The organism is Stenotrophomonas sp. 01N47, from assembly GCF_056399165.1.
Genome location: NZ_JBFTQU010000006.1, coordinates 188,669 through 205,888 on the forward strand (window position 1 = coordinate 188,669; position 17,220 = coordinate 205,888).

A 17,220-nucleotide genomic window follows, 5' to 3' on the forward strand; every position below is an offset into this window, starting at 1 on the left:
GTCAGGTTCCGTCGCTTATCAGGAAAATGGCGTACACGTTTTCGGTATAGGTGATGGGGCCCGCTTCGATGGATTCGGGTGCAGCGGGAGCAGGCGCCGAGGCCGGTGCGTAGCTGCCGGTCACCGAGATCCTGTCGAGATACTCACCATCCTCGCCCGGCTGCGGCCATTGCCCGGCCTGGATGCCATATGCGAAGTCCGGCGCCACATCGGAGATGCTGTACAGGCCACGCACCTTTGTTCCATAGGCCTTGGCCAGCCCCTGCGCGGACTCGCGGGTCTTGGCCGCGGCCTCGCCCTTGAGTTCACGGCGCAGCGCCACCTCTCCCGAGTACGTCGGGGCCAGGCTGCTGACCTGTACGTTTTCATTGGCCTTCAGCGCACCCAGCACATCCTGCATCGCCTTCACGCTGGCAAAGCTGGCGCGCAGCTGGCGTGACACGCGCGTACCGATGAAGACCTGCCGGCTTTGCTCATAGCGCGTCGCTGGGCCGATGCGCAGGTTATCCGCGCGCACGCTGCCGTCCACCGCTTTGTGCTGCTTGAACAGCGCCAGCACGCGGGCGACGTTGTCCTGCACGCGGCGACGCGCGGCATCGGCATCCATATCGGTCTCTTCGATGTTCAATTGCAGGCCGAACCGGTCAGGCATCACCAGACGGCGCGCCTCGCCCTTCACCAGCAGGTGCGGCTGCGAGGGAATGGTGTTGGCCTGCGCCCAGGCAGACGGGGCCATCGTGGCCAGCAGCGACGACCACAGCAATGCGCTCAGCAGCTTCATGCGGTACTCCTTGTCTTGAACAGGAACAGCGGAAGTTGCCGCGGCGCAGGCCACGGCACGGGGAGGCTTACAGGCCCTTGGCGGCCTGGGCGACGGCGCGGAACAGCGCGCGGCCCTTGTTCATCGTCTCGTCCCACTCCTTGTCCGGGTCCGAGTCGTAGACGATGCCGGCGCCGGCCTGCACGTACAGGCGGCCGTCCTTGATCACGGCGGTGCGGATCGCGATCGCGGTATCGGCATCGCCGTGCCAGCCGATGTAGCCGATGCTGCCGGCGTAGACATTGCGCTTGATCGGTTCCAGTTCGCGGATCACTTCCAGCGCGCGGATCTTCGGCGCACCGCTGACCGTACCGGCCGGGAAGGTGGCACGCAGCACGTCGGCGTAGCTCAGGCCCGGCTGCAGCTGCCCGGTCACTTCGCTGACGATGTGCATGACGTGGCTGTAGCGTTCGATCACGAACTGCTCGCCCACTTCCACGGTACCGGCTTTGGACACGCGGCCGGCGTCGTTGCGGCCCAGGTCGATCAGCATCAGGTGCTCGGCGCGTTCCTTCGGATCGGCCAGCAGCTCGACTTCCAGCGCCTGGTCCAGTTCCGGCGTGGCGCCGCGCGGGCGGGTGCCGGCGATCGGGCGCACGGTCACTTCACCGTCCTGCAGACGCACCAGGATTTCCGGCGACGAGCCGACCACCTGCAGGTCGCCGACATCGAGGAAATACATGTACGGCGACGGGTTCAGTGCCCGCAGCGCGCGGTACACATCCACCGGCCGCGCCTTGAACGGCACGCTCAAGCGCTGGCTGAGCACCACCTGGAAGATGTCGCCGGCACGGATGTACTCCTTGCTGCGCTGGACCGCATCGACGAAGCCTTCGCGGGTGAAACCGGAGACGAAATCGGACTCGTCCAGCACGTCGCTGGTGAGTGGTGCCGGATAGCCGGCACCCGGCGCGCGCAGCTTGGCCGCCAATGCGTCCAGGCGCGCCTGCGCCTGCTCGAAAGCGCCCGCTTGGCGCGGGTCGGCGTGCACGATCAGGTACAGCCGGCCCTTCAGGTTGTCGAACACCGCCAGCTCATCGGAGTGCAGCAGCAGGATGTCCGGAGTGCCCAGTTCGTCGCGGCCGGCCGGCGATGCCAGGCGCGGCTCGATGTAGCCGATGCACTCGAACCCGAACCAGCCGACCAGGCCACCGGTGAAGCCCGGCAGGCCTTCCAGCTTCGGCACCGAGTGGGCACTGCGCAGCGCCTCGACCTCGGCAAACGGATCGGCCACCTCGCGGGTTTCCACCACCTGCCCGTCCTCGCGCACGGTCAGGGTGTGGCCGTGGAAGGCGTACACGCGACGTGCCGGCAGGCCGATGATCGAGTAACGACCAAAGCGCTCGCCGCCTTCGACGGATTCAAACAGGTAGGTATTGGGGCCGTCGGCGAGCTTCAGATAGACCGAAAGCGGCGTGTCCAGGTCGGACAGCACTTCGCGGACAACGGGGATATGGGTGTGGCCTTCAGCGGCCTGCTGCTGAAACTGAGCGTGCGAGATCAAGACGACTTTCCTTCCGGGACACAGCGTTATGGGGACGGACGACGGCAACAGGCCACCATCGCCACCAACGGCGTGCGGAAGAAAGGGTATGCGGGGTCGTCAGGCTGGACACGCATTGACTGTATCGCAGCTTTGGCCGCAGGGAAACCCTTTGGCGACGGGCGGTTTGCGCCGCCTTAGCCCATCCGCCGTGCCTGTTCCTGGGTCTCCTGCACCTGCTGCTGGGCCAGCGCCCCCCCCTGCGCCTGCTCGCGACTGGCGTTGATCGCGTCAACCTGGGCCGTGCTCGCGCTCAGCGGCTGGGCCATGCCCGCTGCCACATCGACGTGGGCATGGCGGCGGTGCGCGGCGTTCAGGTCCGGCGTATCCACCGCGAAGGCACGGCTGTGATCCTCGCTGAGCACCACGTGGGAAATGGACTCCAGCCCTTCGCGCTTGGCCTGTACGGCCAGTGCGCCGGCGAGCTGGTCGCTCTGCAGGTCAGGCACCCGGTTGTGGGCGCGGTCCAGGGCGTGGACCCCGGTCTGTGCGCCATTGAACAACCGGTAGTCGGTGTGGCCAGGGTCATTGATGCCGTGCCCGCGCGCAGCCGGCTCTGCTGCCACGCTGGCGCGGCGGCCATCCTCGGGATGCTGTATGCGCTGGTGCTGCTCGACCAGCTTGCGGGCGACGGCTTCCTGCTTGATCAGTTCCGAGTCCAGGCTGGGAATGACAGTCTCGGCCATGCCATGGCGTGCAGTTGCCTCGCCAAACGCTGGACCGATGTCACGGATCAGTCGCGCGGACTGAGCGAGATTGGAGAGCTTCACCGCATCCAATGGCAGGACACCGGTGGGTACATGCGTTGCTGCCGCAGTGCCCACCCCCACACTGATGCCCCCGACCGTCGCCATGGCAGCTGGCGCTTGGGCGGTAACGCCCTTTACCTTCGATGCCACCAAGTCATAGCCGCGGTCCACATGGGCGCCGGCGGTGGCAAAACCGTTCTGCAGCTTGCCGGCCACCCACTGCCCGTCATTGCCGATGGCCGTGGCCGTCCGCTCGCCAAAGGCGCGCGTCCCTTCGGCATCGGCATGTGCTTGTCGCGACGCATGTACCGCGCGTTGCTCGCCCGTAGTACGTGTCCTTTCGGCTTCTTTGGCCAACCTGTCGGACGCGTTATCCAAACCGATCCGACCGGCCACCCACGACAGTGCGGACATGCCATGGGAACTGGCCTGCGATTGCGCCCGATGCAGGGTCGCCTCGATGCTTCCGGTCAACTCGCGCCCGGAGGCGATCACGGTGGTGGTGGCCCGGGTACCCACCTGGAGCGTGGTCGATCCCATGTTCACGACCTGGCCAATGGCCATGCCCTGGGTCCTCAGAATCTGCTCCGCGCCATCACCGGCCCTGTCCAGGACATGCGCGCCAGTCGCCCCCGCGCGTTCAACCTGCTCACCGATCACACGTCCGCCGCGCATACCGTAGCCGGTGGCGTGCAGCACCGTGGAAAGCGGTCCAGCCAACTCTGCAACCTGGCTTGGCGCCGCTACCTGCGAACGATTGACGATAGTGCCCTGTGCGTCGCGTGTCTTGGCCTCAAGCAGCAGTTCGGCACGGCCAGCAGCCACCGGGATATTGCGCAGAGCTTCCTGCCCCGGCTGTGTCGCCAGTTGTTCGATGAACTGCGCTGCGGACGTCTGCGCACCCGGTGGCATCATCTCGCGCAGCTTGTCGCCCACCAGCTTCTGCATGGCGGGCTCCTTCAGCAACATGCCCATTTCATTGGCAAGCACGCCATAGCCGCGACGCTGCTGCTCGCTCAGGCGCTGCATGCCGTTCTGCACGTCATTCAGCACCTCGCCGGTGGTCTGGTAGGTGTGCACGCTTTGTTGCGGATTGAAGGTGGGCAGACCATTTTCCTTCGCGAAACGAGCCGCTGTTTCCGGATGCAGGCCTGCCGCATTGAAGGTAGTGGCGCGTGCGCCGGTGACGGCCGACGCGGCGGAAGCCATGCCGCCACCGAGGGAGTGACCGGCGATTTCGAAGTTGTTGCCAATGCGATCATTCAGCTGCGTGGCAAGTGACATGGCGCGATCGTAGTAGTCGCTTCGCATCCCAATGCCTTGCTGCCCATTGTTCAGAAAATCCTCGCCGCCCGACTCACGCCATCCATTCGGTGCAAGAGGATCGGCGATCTTACCGGTGGAGCCTTTGTAGACCACCACCGGCTTTGCGTCTGCACCGAAAAGCGCTTTGTCGGGAACATATATTTCCGCACGGAATCCAGACTGCGGCGGTTGCAGAAGCTCACGCAACTCTTCGTCAGACATGTTGATGCCTGCAGCGCGCAGTGCATCCGGATCGGAGCTGCCGCGCGTCCATCCCACGGGAGGCGCACCTTCGTGCTTGGCTGATTGATAGACATCAGCTGCGAGACCAGACATTTCACGCGCGTGATAGGTCTCCTGAAGACGATCAGCTTCCCTGTCATTGCCGCTTTCCCGCAGCTGTTGAACGAGAAGATCCTGCTGCTGGAGGGCGCGCGCACGCGCCTCGATGTCGGTTCCATTCATGGCAAACTCCATTGCGCCGGGCACGGGCTTGGGCACGCGATGCTTATCGATTATCAGAACTTTTTGCTAATGTCACGTTTCAGCCAAATCATCAGGATGATAATGCCCATTCACTTTCACAAATGTGTGCAGAAAGCCCTCATCTCCGCGGCTTGTCTCACACTTTTGTTGATCAGCGGCTGCGCGGCATCATCGAGTCATGGAGCAGACAACTACTTTGAAGGGAGGGCTCTGCAGCTTGCCATCGCCACGGAAAGCGGCGATTCAAAGGCCATTCGCCGCCTCATCGGTGAAGAGGGTGTCGATCCGGACAAGACGTTCTCGCGTGAAGACGGGATTCCCATGGTCGCCTGGCCTCTACGCACAGGCAGTCTGGACGGCCTCCGCGCACTTCTTGAAAACGGGGCAGATCCAAATGCCCGCGCTTACAAGGTCGTGGATGGCCGCAGACTTGGCTACAACAACGCCATGGTCTACGCCGCAAAGCTGGACGACGCGCGCTACCTGCAGTTGCTGCTCAAGTACGGCGGCGATCCCAACACGCGGAATTCGGCAGGCGAAACGTTGCTGTTTCAAGCCTTCATCGCAGGCAATCAGTGGGAGAACGTGAAACTTCTGATTGAGAATGGAGCGAACATCAATGAATCCAATCGCGGCACCGCCGACACAGTCCTCAGCTGGTACACCACCCGGGGTGGATTCGAGCATGCCTATTGGCTGCTGGAGCACGGGGCCGACCCTACGGTGATGCTGAAATCATCCATCGGCGATCCCGACAGAATGCTGATCGCCGAGCACATCTTCTGGGGCATCACTACACCCGATCTTCTGCCATGGCAGAAGAAGTGCCAGCAGTGGCTTGTCGCCCGGGGCATCCCTCGTCCCCCGATGCCAAAAGGCATCCGCGACAAGCGTGAAGCCTTCGGCTTCCCCACAAAGGAAGAAGACATTCCGCTGCTCTGATTCCTGTCTCAGCTGCTGGAAAGCAGCACGCAGTCATCCGGCAGATGCATGCGCACCCTGCCCGCCACGCATTCGATGCGGAAGCGGCGTGCCTGCACCGGTTCGCCGTCCAGGTTCAACGTCAACGGCTGCGTTGCGTCGATCTGCAGCCACGGCAGCTGCGCGCGCGTGGCGACACGTTCAAGCGCCGCCTCCTTGCCGCCGGTCAGCATCTGTCCAAGGGTGGCTGCGACTTCACCCTCCAGTTCCGGCACTACGGTGACATCCAGCAGGCCGTCATCGATCAGTGCCTGCGGGCACAGCTGCTGACCACCACCCGCTTGGCGGCCGTTACCGATACCCAGCGCTATGAACCCACCTTCCCACTGGAAATCCGGCCCGCTCAGGCGCGCGGTGATGGGTTCTATGCGACCGAGCTTGGCGATGCCGGTAATGACATACGCCAAACCGCCAAGCATCTTCTTCAAGCCCGCATCGGTTTCCACCGTGACCTGGGTACCGAAGCCGCCGCTGGCTAGGTTGGCGCACCACCATGGCTTGCCGTCGGCATCGACGCGCAGCAGGTCCATCGGACGCGGCGTACCGCTGGCAATCAGTGCGAAGGCCTCCTGCGGCTCCACCGGAATGCCCGCAGCGGTGGCGAGATCGTTGGCGGTGCCCATCGGCACCAGCGCAAGCGAAGGCAGCGCCTCAGCCGGCTCGTCGCGATGCGCCAGCGTCTCGGCCACCGCGCTGAGCGTGCCGTCGCCACCGGCCGCCACGATCACGTCCACACCGTGGTCGATGGCCTCCGCAACGTAGCGCTCGGCGTCACCGTCTTCCCAGGTCACCCGCACTTCCAGCTGCACGCCGCGTTCGCGCCAGTGGCCCACGGCCTCGCGCAGGTCATCGTTGCCTGCGGACTTGCCGTTGAGGATCAGGCGCCAGCGCGGTGTGCTCATGCGGTGCTTCCAGGGAAGGGCGGCACAGGCTAGCAACCGCGCGTTCGGGGCCAGTGAAAGGAAGAGGGCACCGTTCAGGTCAGGGCGCTGGGCTCGCCCGCGCAGCATGTCATGCCGGTGTCATCGGCCACCCGGAGAATGGAAGTCCATAGCAGGGACGACGGATGGAGGCAGGATCAGCCTCCCACGCATGCAGCAAGGCCACGCCAGTGTTTGGCGTGGCTTTTTTTTACCCATCGCGCGGGTGTAGAGGCCGGCTCACAGGTAAGCCTCGATGGGACCGTGCAGGAGGCAGCTGTCGAAGGCATCGATGCTGCACAACATCGCTTCATCAATTGCGTACTCCTGCAACAGAAGGTCGAGCGCCGGAATTCCGGTCACGAACCTGCGTTCCACCCGCGTCTGCGCGTCCTGCATGGCGTAGTCGTAGTCGAAGCCATAGGCGGTCTCGGTGAAGCGTGCGGCATGGGTGATCAAGCGCAGCTCGTAGGTGTCTTGTTCGCCAGGAATGACATGGGCGAAGCAGCGCAACCCGGCGCCCACCGAAGCCAGCTCCGCTGCCAGTGCCCATCCCTTTTCAAGCGCCGCAAATGGCCGCGGCGGCGGCGATGGGTGGCGGCGACGCCAAAGCATCATGGCGCGTTCCACGTCATGGCCAGCGGCCTGCAGCTCGATGGCGGCCTCGGCGGCACCCAACCCTGTGCGGTGCCCGTAATCGGCCACGAGCTGATCAACCACCAAGGCGTGCGCCTGTGACAGGTCACCGCCGGCAGCCTCCAGCGCCTGCCTGCAGCCAGCAATCGAAGCCGGCAGCCGCTGTCGGAGTGCGGCAATGGCGTATTTCATCGGCACACCAGTCACCAGGACACGGCCTACCCGGCGAATGCCTTCAGCGCCTCACCTTCCAACCGGTACACCGTCCACTCGTCCTGCGGTCTGGCGCCAGCTGCGGTGTAGAACTCGATGGCCGGCGTGTTCCAGTCCAGCACCGACCACTCGAAGCGACCACAACCTTCAGCTACCGCCTGGCGGGCGATGTACTTCAGCAGCGCTTTTCCCGCGCCGGAGCCACGTTTTTCCGGACTCACGTACAGGTCTTCCAGGTAGATGCCCTTGCGCCCCAGCCAGGTGGAATAGTTGTAGAAATACACCGCATAGCCGATGGCTTCGCCGTTCGCCTCGCAGACCAGCGCTCGGGCGGTAGCGTCGGCGCCGAACAGGCTTTCGGCGATGCCGATCTCATCGGTCTGCACCGACTGCTCGGCCTTCTCGTAGATCGCCAGTTCGCGGATGAACCGAAGGATCAGGCCAGCATCGGCGACGGTGGCCGGACGGATGTTCAACACGGCCACCGTGCTCATGGCTCAGCCCCGCGCTGCAGCGACGTTGGCGCGCATCTGCGCGATCACGTCCTGGTAGCTGGTCTTGGCGTTGAAGATGGCCGAGCCGGCGACGAACGTGTCGGCGCCAGCGGCGGCGATCTCGCCGATGTTATCGGCCTTCACGCCACCGTCGATCTCCAGGCGGATGTCACGGCCGCTGGCATCGATCTTCTGGCGCACCACGCGCAGCTTGTCCAAGGCCGACGGAATGAAGGCCTGGCCGCCGAAGCCCGGGTTGACCGACATCAGCAGCACCAGGTCGAGATCGTCCAGCACCCAGTCGAGGATGTCCACCGGGGTGGCCGGGTTGAGCACGATGCCCGGCTTGCAGCCCAGCGAGCGGATCAGCTGGATGGTGCGATGGACGTGGCGCGAGGCTTCCGGGTGGAAGCTGATGTAGGTGGCACCGGCCTCGGCGAAGTCCGGGATGATGCGGTCCACCGGCTCGACCATCAGGTGCACGTCGATCGGCGCGGTGACGCCGTGCTTGCGCAGGGCTTGGCAGACCATCGGGCCGATGGTCAGGTTGGGCACGTAGTGGTTGTCCATCACATCGAAATGGACCCAGTCGGCACCCGCGGCCAGGACGTTGTCGACTTCCTCGCCCAGGCGGGCGAAGTTGGCCGAGAGGATGGAAGGAGCGATGAGGCAGTTGGACATGGCCGGGGCCTTCGGAACGGGGAAAGGGGTCTCCCGCCCGCAGGCGGGGCATGGGGTCAGCGCTTGCGCAGGGTCTTGATGCGGTCGTAGGCGGCGTTGATGCGCCGCGACTTCTGCTCGGCCTGCTGCTGCAGCTCCGGGGCAGCGCCGCCCAGCTTGTCGGGGTGGTACTGGGAGATCAGCTTGCGGTAGGCGCGCTCGACCTCGGCATCCGTGGCCTCGGAGGTCAGCCCCAGCTCGCGGTACGGGTTCTCCTTGTTCAGGCGGAACCAGTCGCTGTCGAAGGCATGCCCCAGCAACAGGCCGACCACCGCGCCGAACAGCGGATTGGGCCGGAACAGCAGGGCGCCGGCGATGAATCCGAGCAGTTTTCCGTACCAGCGCATGGCGCTCCGGGGTCGGCCGACGAAATGGACGCTCATTTTACGTCACAGCGGGCCCGGACCGCTTTACACTAGGCCGCCCGCTGACCAGTTGCGGGCCCGCCGGGTCCGTTGGGCAGCCGTATCGACGAAGCCCCAGGAGTGCCCGTGCCAACCACGCTGTTGCAATCCGATCTCCCCGGCCTGCCCTTGCGCCACCGCGGCAAGGTGCGTGATGTGTTCGATATCCCGCGCGAGCGGCTGCCGGCCGGTACCCCACCGGGGGACTACCTCTTGATGGTCGCCACCGATCGCCTGTCGGCGTTCGACGTGGTCCTGCCCGACCCGATCCCGGGCAAGGGCGAGATGCTCTGCCAGGTGTCCAACTTCTGGTTCGCCAAGACCGCGCACCTGATGCCCAACCACCTGACCGGCATCGATGTGGCCAGCGTGCTGCCCGAGGGCGTGGACGCGGCCCTGTACGCCAAGCGCGCGGTGGTCACCCGCAAGCTGAAGCCGGTACCGGTGGAAGCGATTGCCCGTGGCTACCTGATCGGCAGCGGCTGGAAGGACTACCAGCGCACCGGCAAGGTCAGCGGCATCGAGCTGCCCGACGGCCTGCGCCAGGCCGAGCAGCTGCCCGAGCCGATCTTCACCCCCTCGACCAAGGCCGCCGTTGGTGACCATGACGAGAACATCGACTTCGACGCGATGGTGAAGACGGTCGGTGCGGAAATGGCCGAGCGGGTGCGCGACGCGACGCTGCGCATCTACAAGTTCGCGGCCGATTACGCACGCGAGCGCGGCATCATCCTGGCCGACACCAAGTTCGAGTTCGGCACCGACGCCGACGGTCGCCTGTACATCATGGACGAGATGCTGACGCCGGATTCCTCGCGCTACTGGCCTGCCGACGAGTACGAAGTGGGCACCAGCCCGCCGAGCTACGACAAGCAGTTCGTGCGTGACTACCTGGAGACGCTGGACTGGGGCAAGACCGCCCCGGGCCCGAGCATCCCGGCCGAGATCATCGAGCGCACCCGCGCCAAGTACGCCGAGGCGCTGCAGCGCTTGGCCGGGATCAGCGTCGACTGAACCCCCTGCGCCCCCGGCCCGCGTGTCGGGGGCGTTCTGAATGCGGTAGTGCCGGCCGCTGGCCGGCAACCTCGGCGAACCTGCAGCCAGGCATGGCCTGGCTCTACTGACAGCCCCGGCCGGGGTATGCTGGCCACATGCAGACCAGCACCCAGCTTGCGCGTCCGATCGACCGCTATTTCGCCAGCTACTCCGACGACCACCGCAATGTGGTCAACCAGCGCATCCACGTGGTGGCGGTGCCGGCGATCCTGTGGTCGGTGGTGGCCCTGCTGTGGTGCGTGCCGCCGCTGATCACCTGGTTCCAGTACGGCATCTGGTCGGCGTTTGCGATGTTCAGCGCGTGGTGCTTCTACAACAAGCTGTCGCGTCCGCTGGGCATCGGCATGCTCATCCAGTTCTTCGTGTTCGGCTGCCTGTGCCGGCTGCTGGAAGCGGAAATCGGCCTGCACAACCTGCGCTCGCTGGCCATCGGCGTATTCGTCGTCGCCTGGATCGCGCAGTTCATCGGCCACAAGTTCGAAGGCCGCAAGCCCAGCTTCCTGACCGACCTGACCTACCTGCTGATCGGCCCGGCGTGGGTGATGGCCAAGGCCTATCGCAAGCTCGACTGGCGCTACTGACCTGCGTCGCCGCGTCGACGCCTTTGTTTCCTGAACGGGCAGGTGCCGTCACCCACACTGCACGGCGCGCCTGCCAGCCTGCCACGGTGACCTCCTCTCCTTGTCCCGCCCGGCGGCGGCGGTCCCTGTGCGACAGGGGCTGCGCTGTCCCTGCGTGGGCGTAGGGTGGACCTGCCAACCGGGTCCTGATGGGTCATCCGCGCGGCATGCTGCACCGCAGAAAAAATGAATCAGCGCACGTTACATGCAATTGATCGCTGTTCAATGGGTTTCGGCGACATTTGGCAGCCTGTTATGCTCCCTGACCTGCTCGTGAATCATGGATTCCCTGCATGCTCCCCAGCCTGCCCCTGCTGCTGGCCCTGCCGTTCCTGATGGCAGTGGCTGTCGCAGCCTTCCCCCGTAGTTCGCGCTCGACTGCTGCCTGGCTGGCGGCGCTGGCGCCGTTGGGCGGGCTGGCGATCCTCGCCTGGCTGACCCCATCGGTGCTCGATGGCCAGGTGGTGCGCACGATGGTGCCGTGGCTGCCGCAGATCGGCCTGGACTTCACCCTGCGCCTGGATGGCCTGGCCTGGATGTTCGCGGGGCTGGTGCTGGGTATCGGCGCGCTGGTGGTGCTGTATGCGCGCTATTACCTCAGCAGCCAGGACAACGCGCACCGCTTCTATACCTACCTGTTGCTGTTCATGGGCGCCATGCTGGGCATGGTGCTGTCGGGCAACCTGTTGCTGCTGATGGTCTTCTGGGAAATGACCAGCATCAGCTCGTTCCTGCTGATCGGTTTCTGGTCGCACCGCCAGGACGCGCGCGAGGGCGCGCGGATGGCGCTGGTGATCACCGGTGGCGGCGGCCTGGCGCTGCTGGCCGGCGTGCTGCTGATCGGCCGCATCGTCGGCAGCTTCGACCTGGACGTGGTGCTGGCCGCCGGCGAGCAGATCCGCGCCAGCGCGCTGTACCCCTATGCCCTGTTCCTGGTGCTGGCGGGCATCTTCACCAAGAGCGCGCAGTTCCCGTTCCACTTCTGGCTGCCGCACGCGATGGCCGCGCCTACCCCGGTGTCGGCCTACCTGCACTCGGCCACCATGGTGAAGGCCGGTGTGTTCCTGCTGGCGCGCCTGCACCCGGCATTGGCCGGCAGCGATCTGTTCTTCTACACGGTCAGCGGCATCGGTGCGATCACCCTGCTGATCGGTGCCTGGAACGCGATCTTCCAGCATGACCTGAAGGGCCTGCTGGCCTATTCGACGATCTCGCACCTGGGCCTGATCACCCTGCTGTTCGGCCTGTCCACGCCGATGGCGGTTGTCGCCGGCGTGTTCCACATCATCAACCACGCCACCTTCAAGGCCTCGCTGTTCATGGCCGCCGGCATCATCGACCACGAGACCGGCACCCGTGACATGCGCAAGCTGGGTGGCCTGCGCAGGCTGATGCCGTTCACCAGCGCGCTGGCGATCATCGCCTCGCTGGCGATGGCCGGCATCCCGCTGCTCAATGGCTTCCTGTCCAAGGAAATGCTGTTCGCCGAAGCGCTCTCGGCGGGCGGCACCGACACCATGCGCACGGCGGTGTCGATCGCCGCGCTGCTGGCCGGTGTGTTCGGCGTGGCCTACAGCCTGCGCTTCGTGCACGACACGTTCTTCGGCAAGGGCCCGCATGGCCTGGATCGCGTGCCGCACGAGCCGCCGCGCTGGATGAAGGTACCGGTGGAAATCCTGGTGGTGATCTGCGTGGCGGTGGGTATCGCCCCGGCCGTGACCGTGGCCCCGGTATTGCACGCGGCAGCCGCCTCGATCCTCGGCAGCGCGATGCCCGAGTACAACCTGTCGATCTGGCATGGCTTCAACCTGCCGCTGGCGATGAGCGCCGCTGGCGTGGTCGGTGGCGTGGCCCTCTACTTCGGCCTGCGCAAGCTGATCGATCTGCACGCGGTAACCAACACCACGCCGGGACGCAACGTCTTTCACCACCAGCTGGACCTGCTGTCGGCCAGTGCGCAGCGGTTGACCGCCGGCATCGCCAACGGCAGCCTGCAGCGCATGCTGCTGGGCCTGGTGCTGGTGGCTATCGTGGTCGCCGCCGCGCCCTACATCGCCAACCCGGCCTCGCCGGAATGGACCAGACCGCAGCCGATACCGCTGCTGGGCTGGGCGTTGTGGCTGGTGATGATGTCCTGCGCGGTGGCGACCCTGCGCATGTACAAGCAGCGCCTGCTGGCCGTGCTGCTGGTCGGCGGCGTCGGCCTGATGGTGGCGCTGACCTTCGTGTTCCTGTCCGCACCGGACCTGGCGCTGACCCAGCTGCTGGTGGAGATGGTGACCCTGGTGCTGATGCTGCTGGGCATGAACTACCTGCCGGCACAGTCCGGTCCGGAGCGGCCGCGCTGGCGCAAGCGCCGTGATGCGCTGATCGCGATCGTGGCCGGTGCCGGCCTGGGCGCGCTGGCCTACAGCGCGATGACCCTGCCGCCGAACACCATGGCCGGCGAGCTGCTTGCCCGCGCCCTGCCCGAAGCATACGGCCAGAACGTGGTCAACGTGATCCTGGTCGACTTCCGCGGCTTCGATACCTTCGGCGAGATCACCGTGTTCGGCATTGCCGCACTGGTCGTGCATGCGCTGCTGCGTCGCACGCGGATGGCGCCGGAGCAGATCATGCCCGGTCCGCCGATCAAGCTGCCGGTGCCGGCCGATCTGGCCCAGATCATGTTCCCGCTGACCCTGACGGTCTCCATCTTCCTGTTCCTGCGCGGCCACAACGCGCCGGGCGGCGGCTTCATCGCCGGCCTGGTGCTGGCGGTGCCGCTGCTGATCCAGTACGTGATCCAGGGCACCGCCTCGGTGGAGTCACGCTTCGGCTTCGACTACATACGCTGCATCGGTACCGGCCTGCTGATCGCCATCCTCAGTGGCGCCGCGTCGATGCTGTTCGGCGTGCCGTTCCTGACCAGCGGCCACCTGGACCTGCACCTGCCGTTGATCGGCGATGTACCGCTGGCCAGCGCGATTGGTTTTGATATCGGCGTGTACCTGGTGGTGTTCGGTGGCGCGATGCTGATGCTGTCGATGATGGCCACCGTCAAACCCTCGCGGACGCGCACCGCGCGCAAGGGCGAGATCGACCTGCAACGCCGCTCGGCACGAACGGGGGAGATGCACTGATGGAACTGGCCCTGGCCTCTGCGATCGGCGTGCTGACCGCCATCGGCATCTACCTGCTGCTGCGCGCGCGCAGCTTCGATGTGATCCTCGGCATGACCTTCCTGTCCTACGCCACCAACCTGCTGATCTTCGCCGGTGGCCGCGTGGTGCAGGGCAAGGCGCCGGTGCTGCAGGAAGGCGTGGAGAGCCACCTGGGCAACTACACCGATCCGCTGCCACAGGCGCTGGTGCTGACCGCCATCGTCATTGCCTTTGCGATGACCGCCGTCAGCATCGTGCTGGCCATGCGCAGCCGCAGCGACAACCACAGTGACCACGTGGACGCGCACGAGCCGGACGACGATGCACCGCCGCGCCGGGGCGAGGACCGCGCATGAATCATCTGGTGATCCTGCCGATCCTGGTACCGCTGCTCGGCGCTGCGCTGTCGCTGTTCGTCGAACACCGCCGCTATGGGCCGAAGGTGCAGCGCGCCGTGGCGTGGACCGCGCTGGGCGCGCTGGCGGTGGTGGTCGGCCTGTTGTTCGCCGACACCGCAGGCGGCGACATCCGCGTGTACCTGCTGGGTGACTGGCCGTCACGCCTGGGCATCGCACTGGTGGCCGACCGGCTGTCGGCGTGGATGCTGCTGACCACCCTGCTGCTGGCCATCCCCTGCCTGCTGCATGCGTGTTCGGGTTGGGACCGGCGCGCACCGCACTTCCATGCGCTGTTCCAGTTCCAGCTGGTCGGCCTCAATGGCGCCTTCCTGACCGGCGACATCTTCAACCTGTTCGTGTTCTTCGAGGTGATGCTGATCGCCTCTTACGGCCTGCTGCTCAGTGGCGGCCGTGGCCTGCGCATGCGCATCGGCCTGCACTACGTGGTGTTCAACGTCACCGCCTCGACCCTGTTCCTGATCGCACTGGGCCTGCTGTACGCCTCGCTGGGTTCATTGAACATGGCCGAGCTGTCACAGCGCATCGCCGAAGTGCCGCCTGCGCAGCTGACCCTGGTGAAGGCGACCATGGGCCTGTTGCTGCTGGTGTTCTGTGCCAAGGCCGCGTTGATGCCGCTGTACCTGTGGCTGCCCGAATCGTATGCGCGTGCACCGGCTGCGGTGGCGGCGCTGTTTGCGATCATGACCAAGGTGGGCCTGTATGCCGTGCTGCGCATCCAGATGCTGTGGTTCGGCGAGGATGCGGGGGCGATGGCCGGCTACGGCCGCGACTGGCTGCTGTGGGCCGGCGTAGCGACGCTGGTGCTGGGCGGCCTGGGAGCATTGGCCGCCGCGCGCCTGCGCGTGCTGATTTCGTATCTGGTGATCGTCTCGGCGGCCACGTTGTTCATCGCCTTCTCGGTGGGCACGCCTGAGGTGCTGTCGGCCGGCCTGTACTACCTGCCGCACAGCAGCTTCGTCGCCGCCGCACTGTTCCTGGTCGCCGACCTGATCCGACGCCGCCGTGGCGGCGCCAGCGACCGCAAGGAAGTGATCGCACCGATGCCCGGCAAGGAGACCCCTGCCGTGCTGTTCCTGATTGCGGCGGTGTCGGTGGCCGGCCTGCCGCCGCTGTCCGGCTTCCTGGCAAAGGCCGCGCTGTTGGCCGGCATGCCAGCCCAGTACACCGGTGCGGTGTGGACCGCAGTGCTGGTCAGCAGCCTGCTGGTCATCATGGGCCTGACCCGCGGCGGCATCCGCCTGTTCTGGCGCGTGCCGATGCCCGATCCCGATGCACCACCACCGCGCAAGGCGCCGCTGCGTCGTGTGGAGCTGTTTGCCGCCTGCATCCTGCTGGCGTACGGCATCGGCATGACATTGTTCGCTGCCCCGCTGATGCAGCACACCGACGCCATCGCCACCCAGCTGCTGCAGCCGGGCGACTACGTGCAGCAGTTGCGCGCGACCACGCCGGAGATCCGCCAGCCATGACCGCCAAGCGTTCCCCGATCCGCCGCCTGCTGCCTTCGCCCGCGCTGAGCGTGATGGTGGTGGTGTTCTGGCTGTTGATGTCCGACAGCTTCACGCTCGGCCAGTTCCTGCTGGGCGTGCTGCTGGGGGTGGTGATTCCGCTGTTCGCTGCGCGTCTGGACCGCGAGTTCGCCCGCATCGGCACTCTGCGGCCGCTGCCGAAGCTGCTGTTCGTGACCCTGTGGGACATCCTGATGTCCAACATCCGCGTGGCCATCCAGGTGCTGGGCCCGGAAAAGAACATCCGCCCCGGTTTCATCTGGCTGCCGCTGGACATCGCCAACATCCACGGCATCGCCGCGCTGACCAGCATGATCACCCTGACCCCCGGCACGGTGTCGGCCGCACTCAGCGACGACCGGAAATTCCTGCTGGTGCACGTGCTGCACCTGGAAGACCCGCAGGAGCTGATCGACACGATCAAGCGCCGTTATGAAGCCCCGTTGATGGAGATCTTCCCATGACTGGATTCCAGATCATCCAGACCACCCTGGTGGTGTGCATGCACGTGGTCGGCCTGGCCATGCTGCTGGCCACCTGGCGCCTGCTGCGCGGACCGACCGTGCCCGACCGCATCCTTGCACTGGATACGCTGTCGGTGACCGCCATCGCCGAGCTGATGCTGTTCGGCATGTACCTCAATTCGGCGATCTACTTCGAGGCGGCACTGATCATCGCCATGCTCGGCTTCGGCAGCACCGTGGTGCTGAGCAAGTTCGTGCTGCGCCGGGACATCGTCGAATGATCACCTTCATCCAGATCGCGCTGTCGATCCTGCTGCTGTTCGGCTGCTTCTTCATCCTGGTCGGCGCACTGGGCCTGGTGAAGCTGTCCACCTTCTTCAAGCGCCTGCACGCACCGACCAAGGCCAGCACGCTGGGCGTGGGCTGCGTGCTCGTGTGCTCGGTGTGCTACCACATCTTCCTGGGCCAGGACCCGCAGCCGCGCGAGCTGCTGATCACCGTGTTCCTGTTCATCACCGCACCGATCAGCGCGCACCTGATGGCCAAGGCCGCACTGTCGCTGCTGATGGAAACGCGCCCCAGCCTGCCGGGCAACGAGCGTGCCGAAGACGAGCAGCTGCCGCCGCCGGAACCGGAGCGGGAAGAGGAAACCACCGCGCGTTGACGGTGGGTGCCGACCGTTGGTCGGCACGACCCCGGATAACCGCCAGTAGAGCCAGGCCATGCCTGGCTGCGAGTT

At 65.7% G+C, this 17,220-nt stretch carries 17 protein-coding genes; 9 read left to right on the forward strand and 8 right to left on the reverse strand.

All coding sequences use genetic code 11. From position 1 onward, the window contains the following. Position 1: 1 nt before the first annotated feature. From AC1DKR_RS14400 to AC1DKR_RS14410, 3 genes are all read right to left on the reverse strand, one after another. A complete protein-coding gene (locus AC1DKR_RS14400; RefSeq protein ID WP_478033308.1) occupies positions 2–781 on the reverse strand; it encodes an SIMPL domain-containing protein in 780 nt (259 codons plus the stop codon). Between the two features lie 67 nt (positions 782–848). Continuing rightward, positions 849–2,324, reverse strand: coding sequence for an anthranilate synthase component I (trpE, locus tag AC1DKR_RS14405; RefSeq protein ID WP_478033309.1), 1,476 nt, complete (start codon positions 2,322–2,324; stop codon positions 849–851). 176 nt (positions 2,325–2,500) lie between these two features. Further along, complete coding sequence (locus AC1DKR_RS14410) at positions 2,501–4,882, reverse strand: Tle-like phospholipase domain-containing protein (protein WP_478033310.1); 2,382 nt, start codon at positions 4,880–4,882, stop codon at positions 2,501–2,503. Here AC1DKR_RS14410 and AC1DKR_RS14415 point away from each other — a divergent pair. Further along, entirely contained in the window at positions 4,820–5,845 is a 1,026-nt protein-coding gene (locus AC1DKR_RS14415) for an ankyrin repeat domain-containing protein (RefSeq protein ID WP_312786252.1), read from the forward strand. The genes AC1DKR_RS14410 and AC1DKR_RS14415 overlap by 63 nt on opposite strands. 8 nt (positions 5,846–5,853) lie before the next feature. Here the strand turns inward: AC1DKR_RS14415 and yegS are convergent, their stop codons facing one another. From yegS to AC1DKR_RS14440, 5 genes are all read right to left on the reverse strand, one after another. Beyond that, the gene (gene yegS / locus AC1DKR_RS14420; RefSeq protein ID WP_478033311.1) at positions 5,854–6,786 is read right to left on the reverse strand and encodes a lipid kinase YegS; all 933 of its coding nucleotides are present in this window, start codon (positions 6,784–6,786) and stop codon (positions 5,854–5,856) included. Positions 6,787–7,044: 258 nt separating this feature from the next. Continuing rightward, positions 7,045–7,527 carry a hypothetical protein gene (locus AC1DKR_RS14425; protein WP_478033312.1) on the reverse strand — a complete coding sequence of 161 codons (483 nt, stop codon included), beginning with the start codon at positions 7,525–7,527 and terminating at the stop codon, positions 7,045–7,047. A gap of 131 nt (positions 7,528–7,658) precedes the next feature. Beyond that, on the reverse strand, positions 7,659–8,138 hold the full coding sequence (locus tag AC1DKR_RS14430) for a GNAT family N-acetyltransferase (RefSeq protein WP_223497320.1): 480 nt from the start codon (positions 8,136–8,138) through the stop codon (positions 7,659–7,661). A gap of 12 nt (positions 8,139–8,150) precedes the next feature. Beyond that, on the reverse strand, positions 8,151–8,828 hold the full coding sequence (gene rpe / locus AC1DKR_RS14435; RefSeq protein WP_046983681.1) for a ribulose-phosphate 3-epimerase: 678 nt from the start codon (positions 8,826–8,828) through the stop codon (positions 8,151–8,153). A gap of 56 nt (positions 8,829–8,884) precedes the next feature. After that, positions 8,885–9,214 carry a J domain-containing protein gene (locus AC1DKR_RS14440; protein WP_025874605.1) on the reverse strand — a complete coding sequence of 110 codons (330 nt, stop codon included), beginning with the start codon at positions 9,212–9,214 and terminating at the stop codon, positions 8,885–8,887. A 144-nt stretch (positions 9,215–9,358) separates the two neighbouring features. On the opposite strand from AC1DKR_RS14440, the gene AC1DKR_RS14445 reads away from it, so the two are divergent. The 8 genes from AC1DKR_RS14445 (at position 9,359) to AC1DKR_RS14480 (ending at position 17,145) form a co-directional block, all read left to right on the forward strand. Next, a complete protein-coding gene (locus tag AC1DKR_RS14445; RefSeq protein WP_312107755.1) occupies positions 9,359–10,285 on the forward strand; it encodes a phosphoribosylaminoimidazolesuccinocarboxamide synthase in 927 nt (308 codons plus the stop codon). A gap of 137 nt (positions 10,286–10,422) precedes the next feature. Continuing rightward, complete coding sequence (locus tag AC1DKR_RS14450; protein ID WP_025874603.1) at positions 10,423–10,908, forward strand: Mpo1 family 2-hydroxy fatty acid dioxygenase; 486 nt, start codon at positions 10,423–10,425, stop codon at positions 10,906–10,908. 332 nt (positions 10,909–11,240) lie between these two features. After that, positions 11,241–14,069, forward strand: coding sequence for a monovalent cation/H+ antiporter subunit A (locus AC1DKR_RS14455; RefSeq protein WP_442244464.1), 2,829 nt, complete (start codon positions 11,241–11,243; stop codon positions 14,067–14,069). Next, positions 14,069–14,446 carry a Na+/H+ antiporter subunit C gene (locus AC1DKR_RS14460; RefSeq protein WP_025874601.1) on the forward strand — a complete coding sequence of 126 codons (378 nt, stop codon included), beginning with the start codon at positions 14,069–14,071 and terminating at the stop codon, positions 14,444–14,446. The genes AC1DKR_RS14455 and AC1DKR_RS14460 overlap by 1 nt, the downstream gene beginning before the upstream one ends. Continuing rightward, the gene (locus tag AC1DKR_RS14465; RefSeq protein ID WP_394197530.1) at positions 14,443–15,978 is read left to right on the forward strand and encodes a monovalent cation/H+ antiporter subunit D; all 1,536 of its coding nucleotides are present in this window, start codon (positions 14,443–14,445) and stop codon (positions 15,976–15,978) included. The genes AC1DKR_RS14460 and AC1DKR_RS14465 overlap by 4 nt, the downstream gene beginning before the upstream one ends. Beyond that, positions 15,975–16,481: a Na+/H+ antiporter subunit E gene (locus AC1DKR_RS14470; RefSeq protein WP_478033313.1), complete on the forward strand. Its 507-nt coding sequence runs from the start codon at positions 15,975–15,977 to the stop codon at positions 16,479–16,481. Before AC1DKR_RS14465 ends, AC1DKR_RS14470 begins: the two co-directional genes overlap by 4 nt. Continuing rightward, positions 16,478–16,762 (forward strand): K+/H+ antiporter subunit F, encoded by a 285-nt coding sequence (locus tag AC1DKR_RS14475; protein ID WP_025874598.1) that lies wholly within the window; start codon positions 16,478–16,480, stop codon positions 16,760–16,762. Before AC1DKR_RS14470 ends, AC1DKR_RS14475 begins: the two co-directional genes overlap by 4 nt. After that, positions 16,759–17,145, forward strand: coding sequence for a Na+/H+ antiporter subunit G (locus AC1DKR_RS14480; protein WP_025874597.1), 387 nt, complete (start codon positions 16,759–16,761; stop codon positions 17,143–17,145). The genes AC1DKR_RS14475 and AC1DKR_RS14480 overlap by 4 nt, the downstream gene beginning before the upstream one ends. Positions 17,146–17,220: the final 75 nt, after the last annotated feature.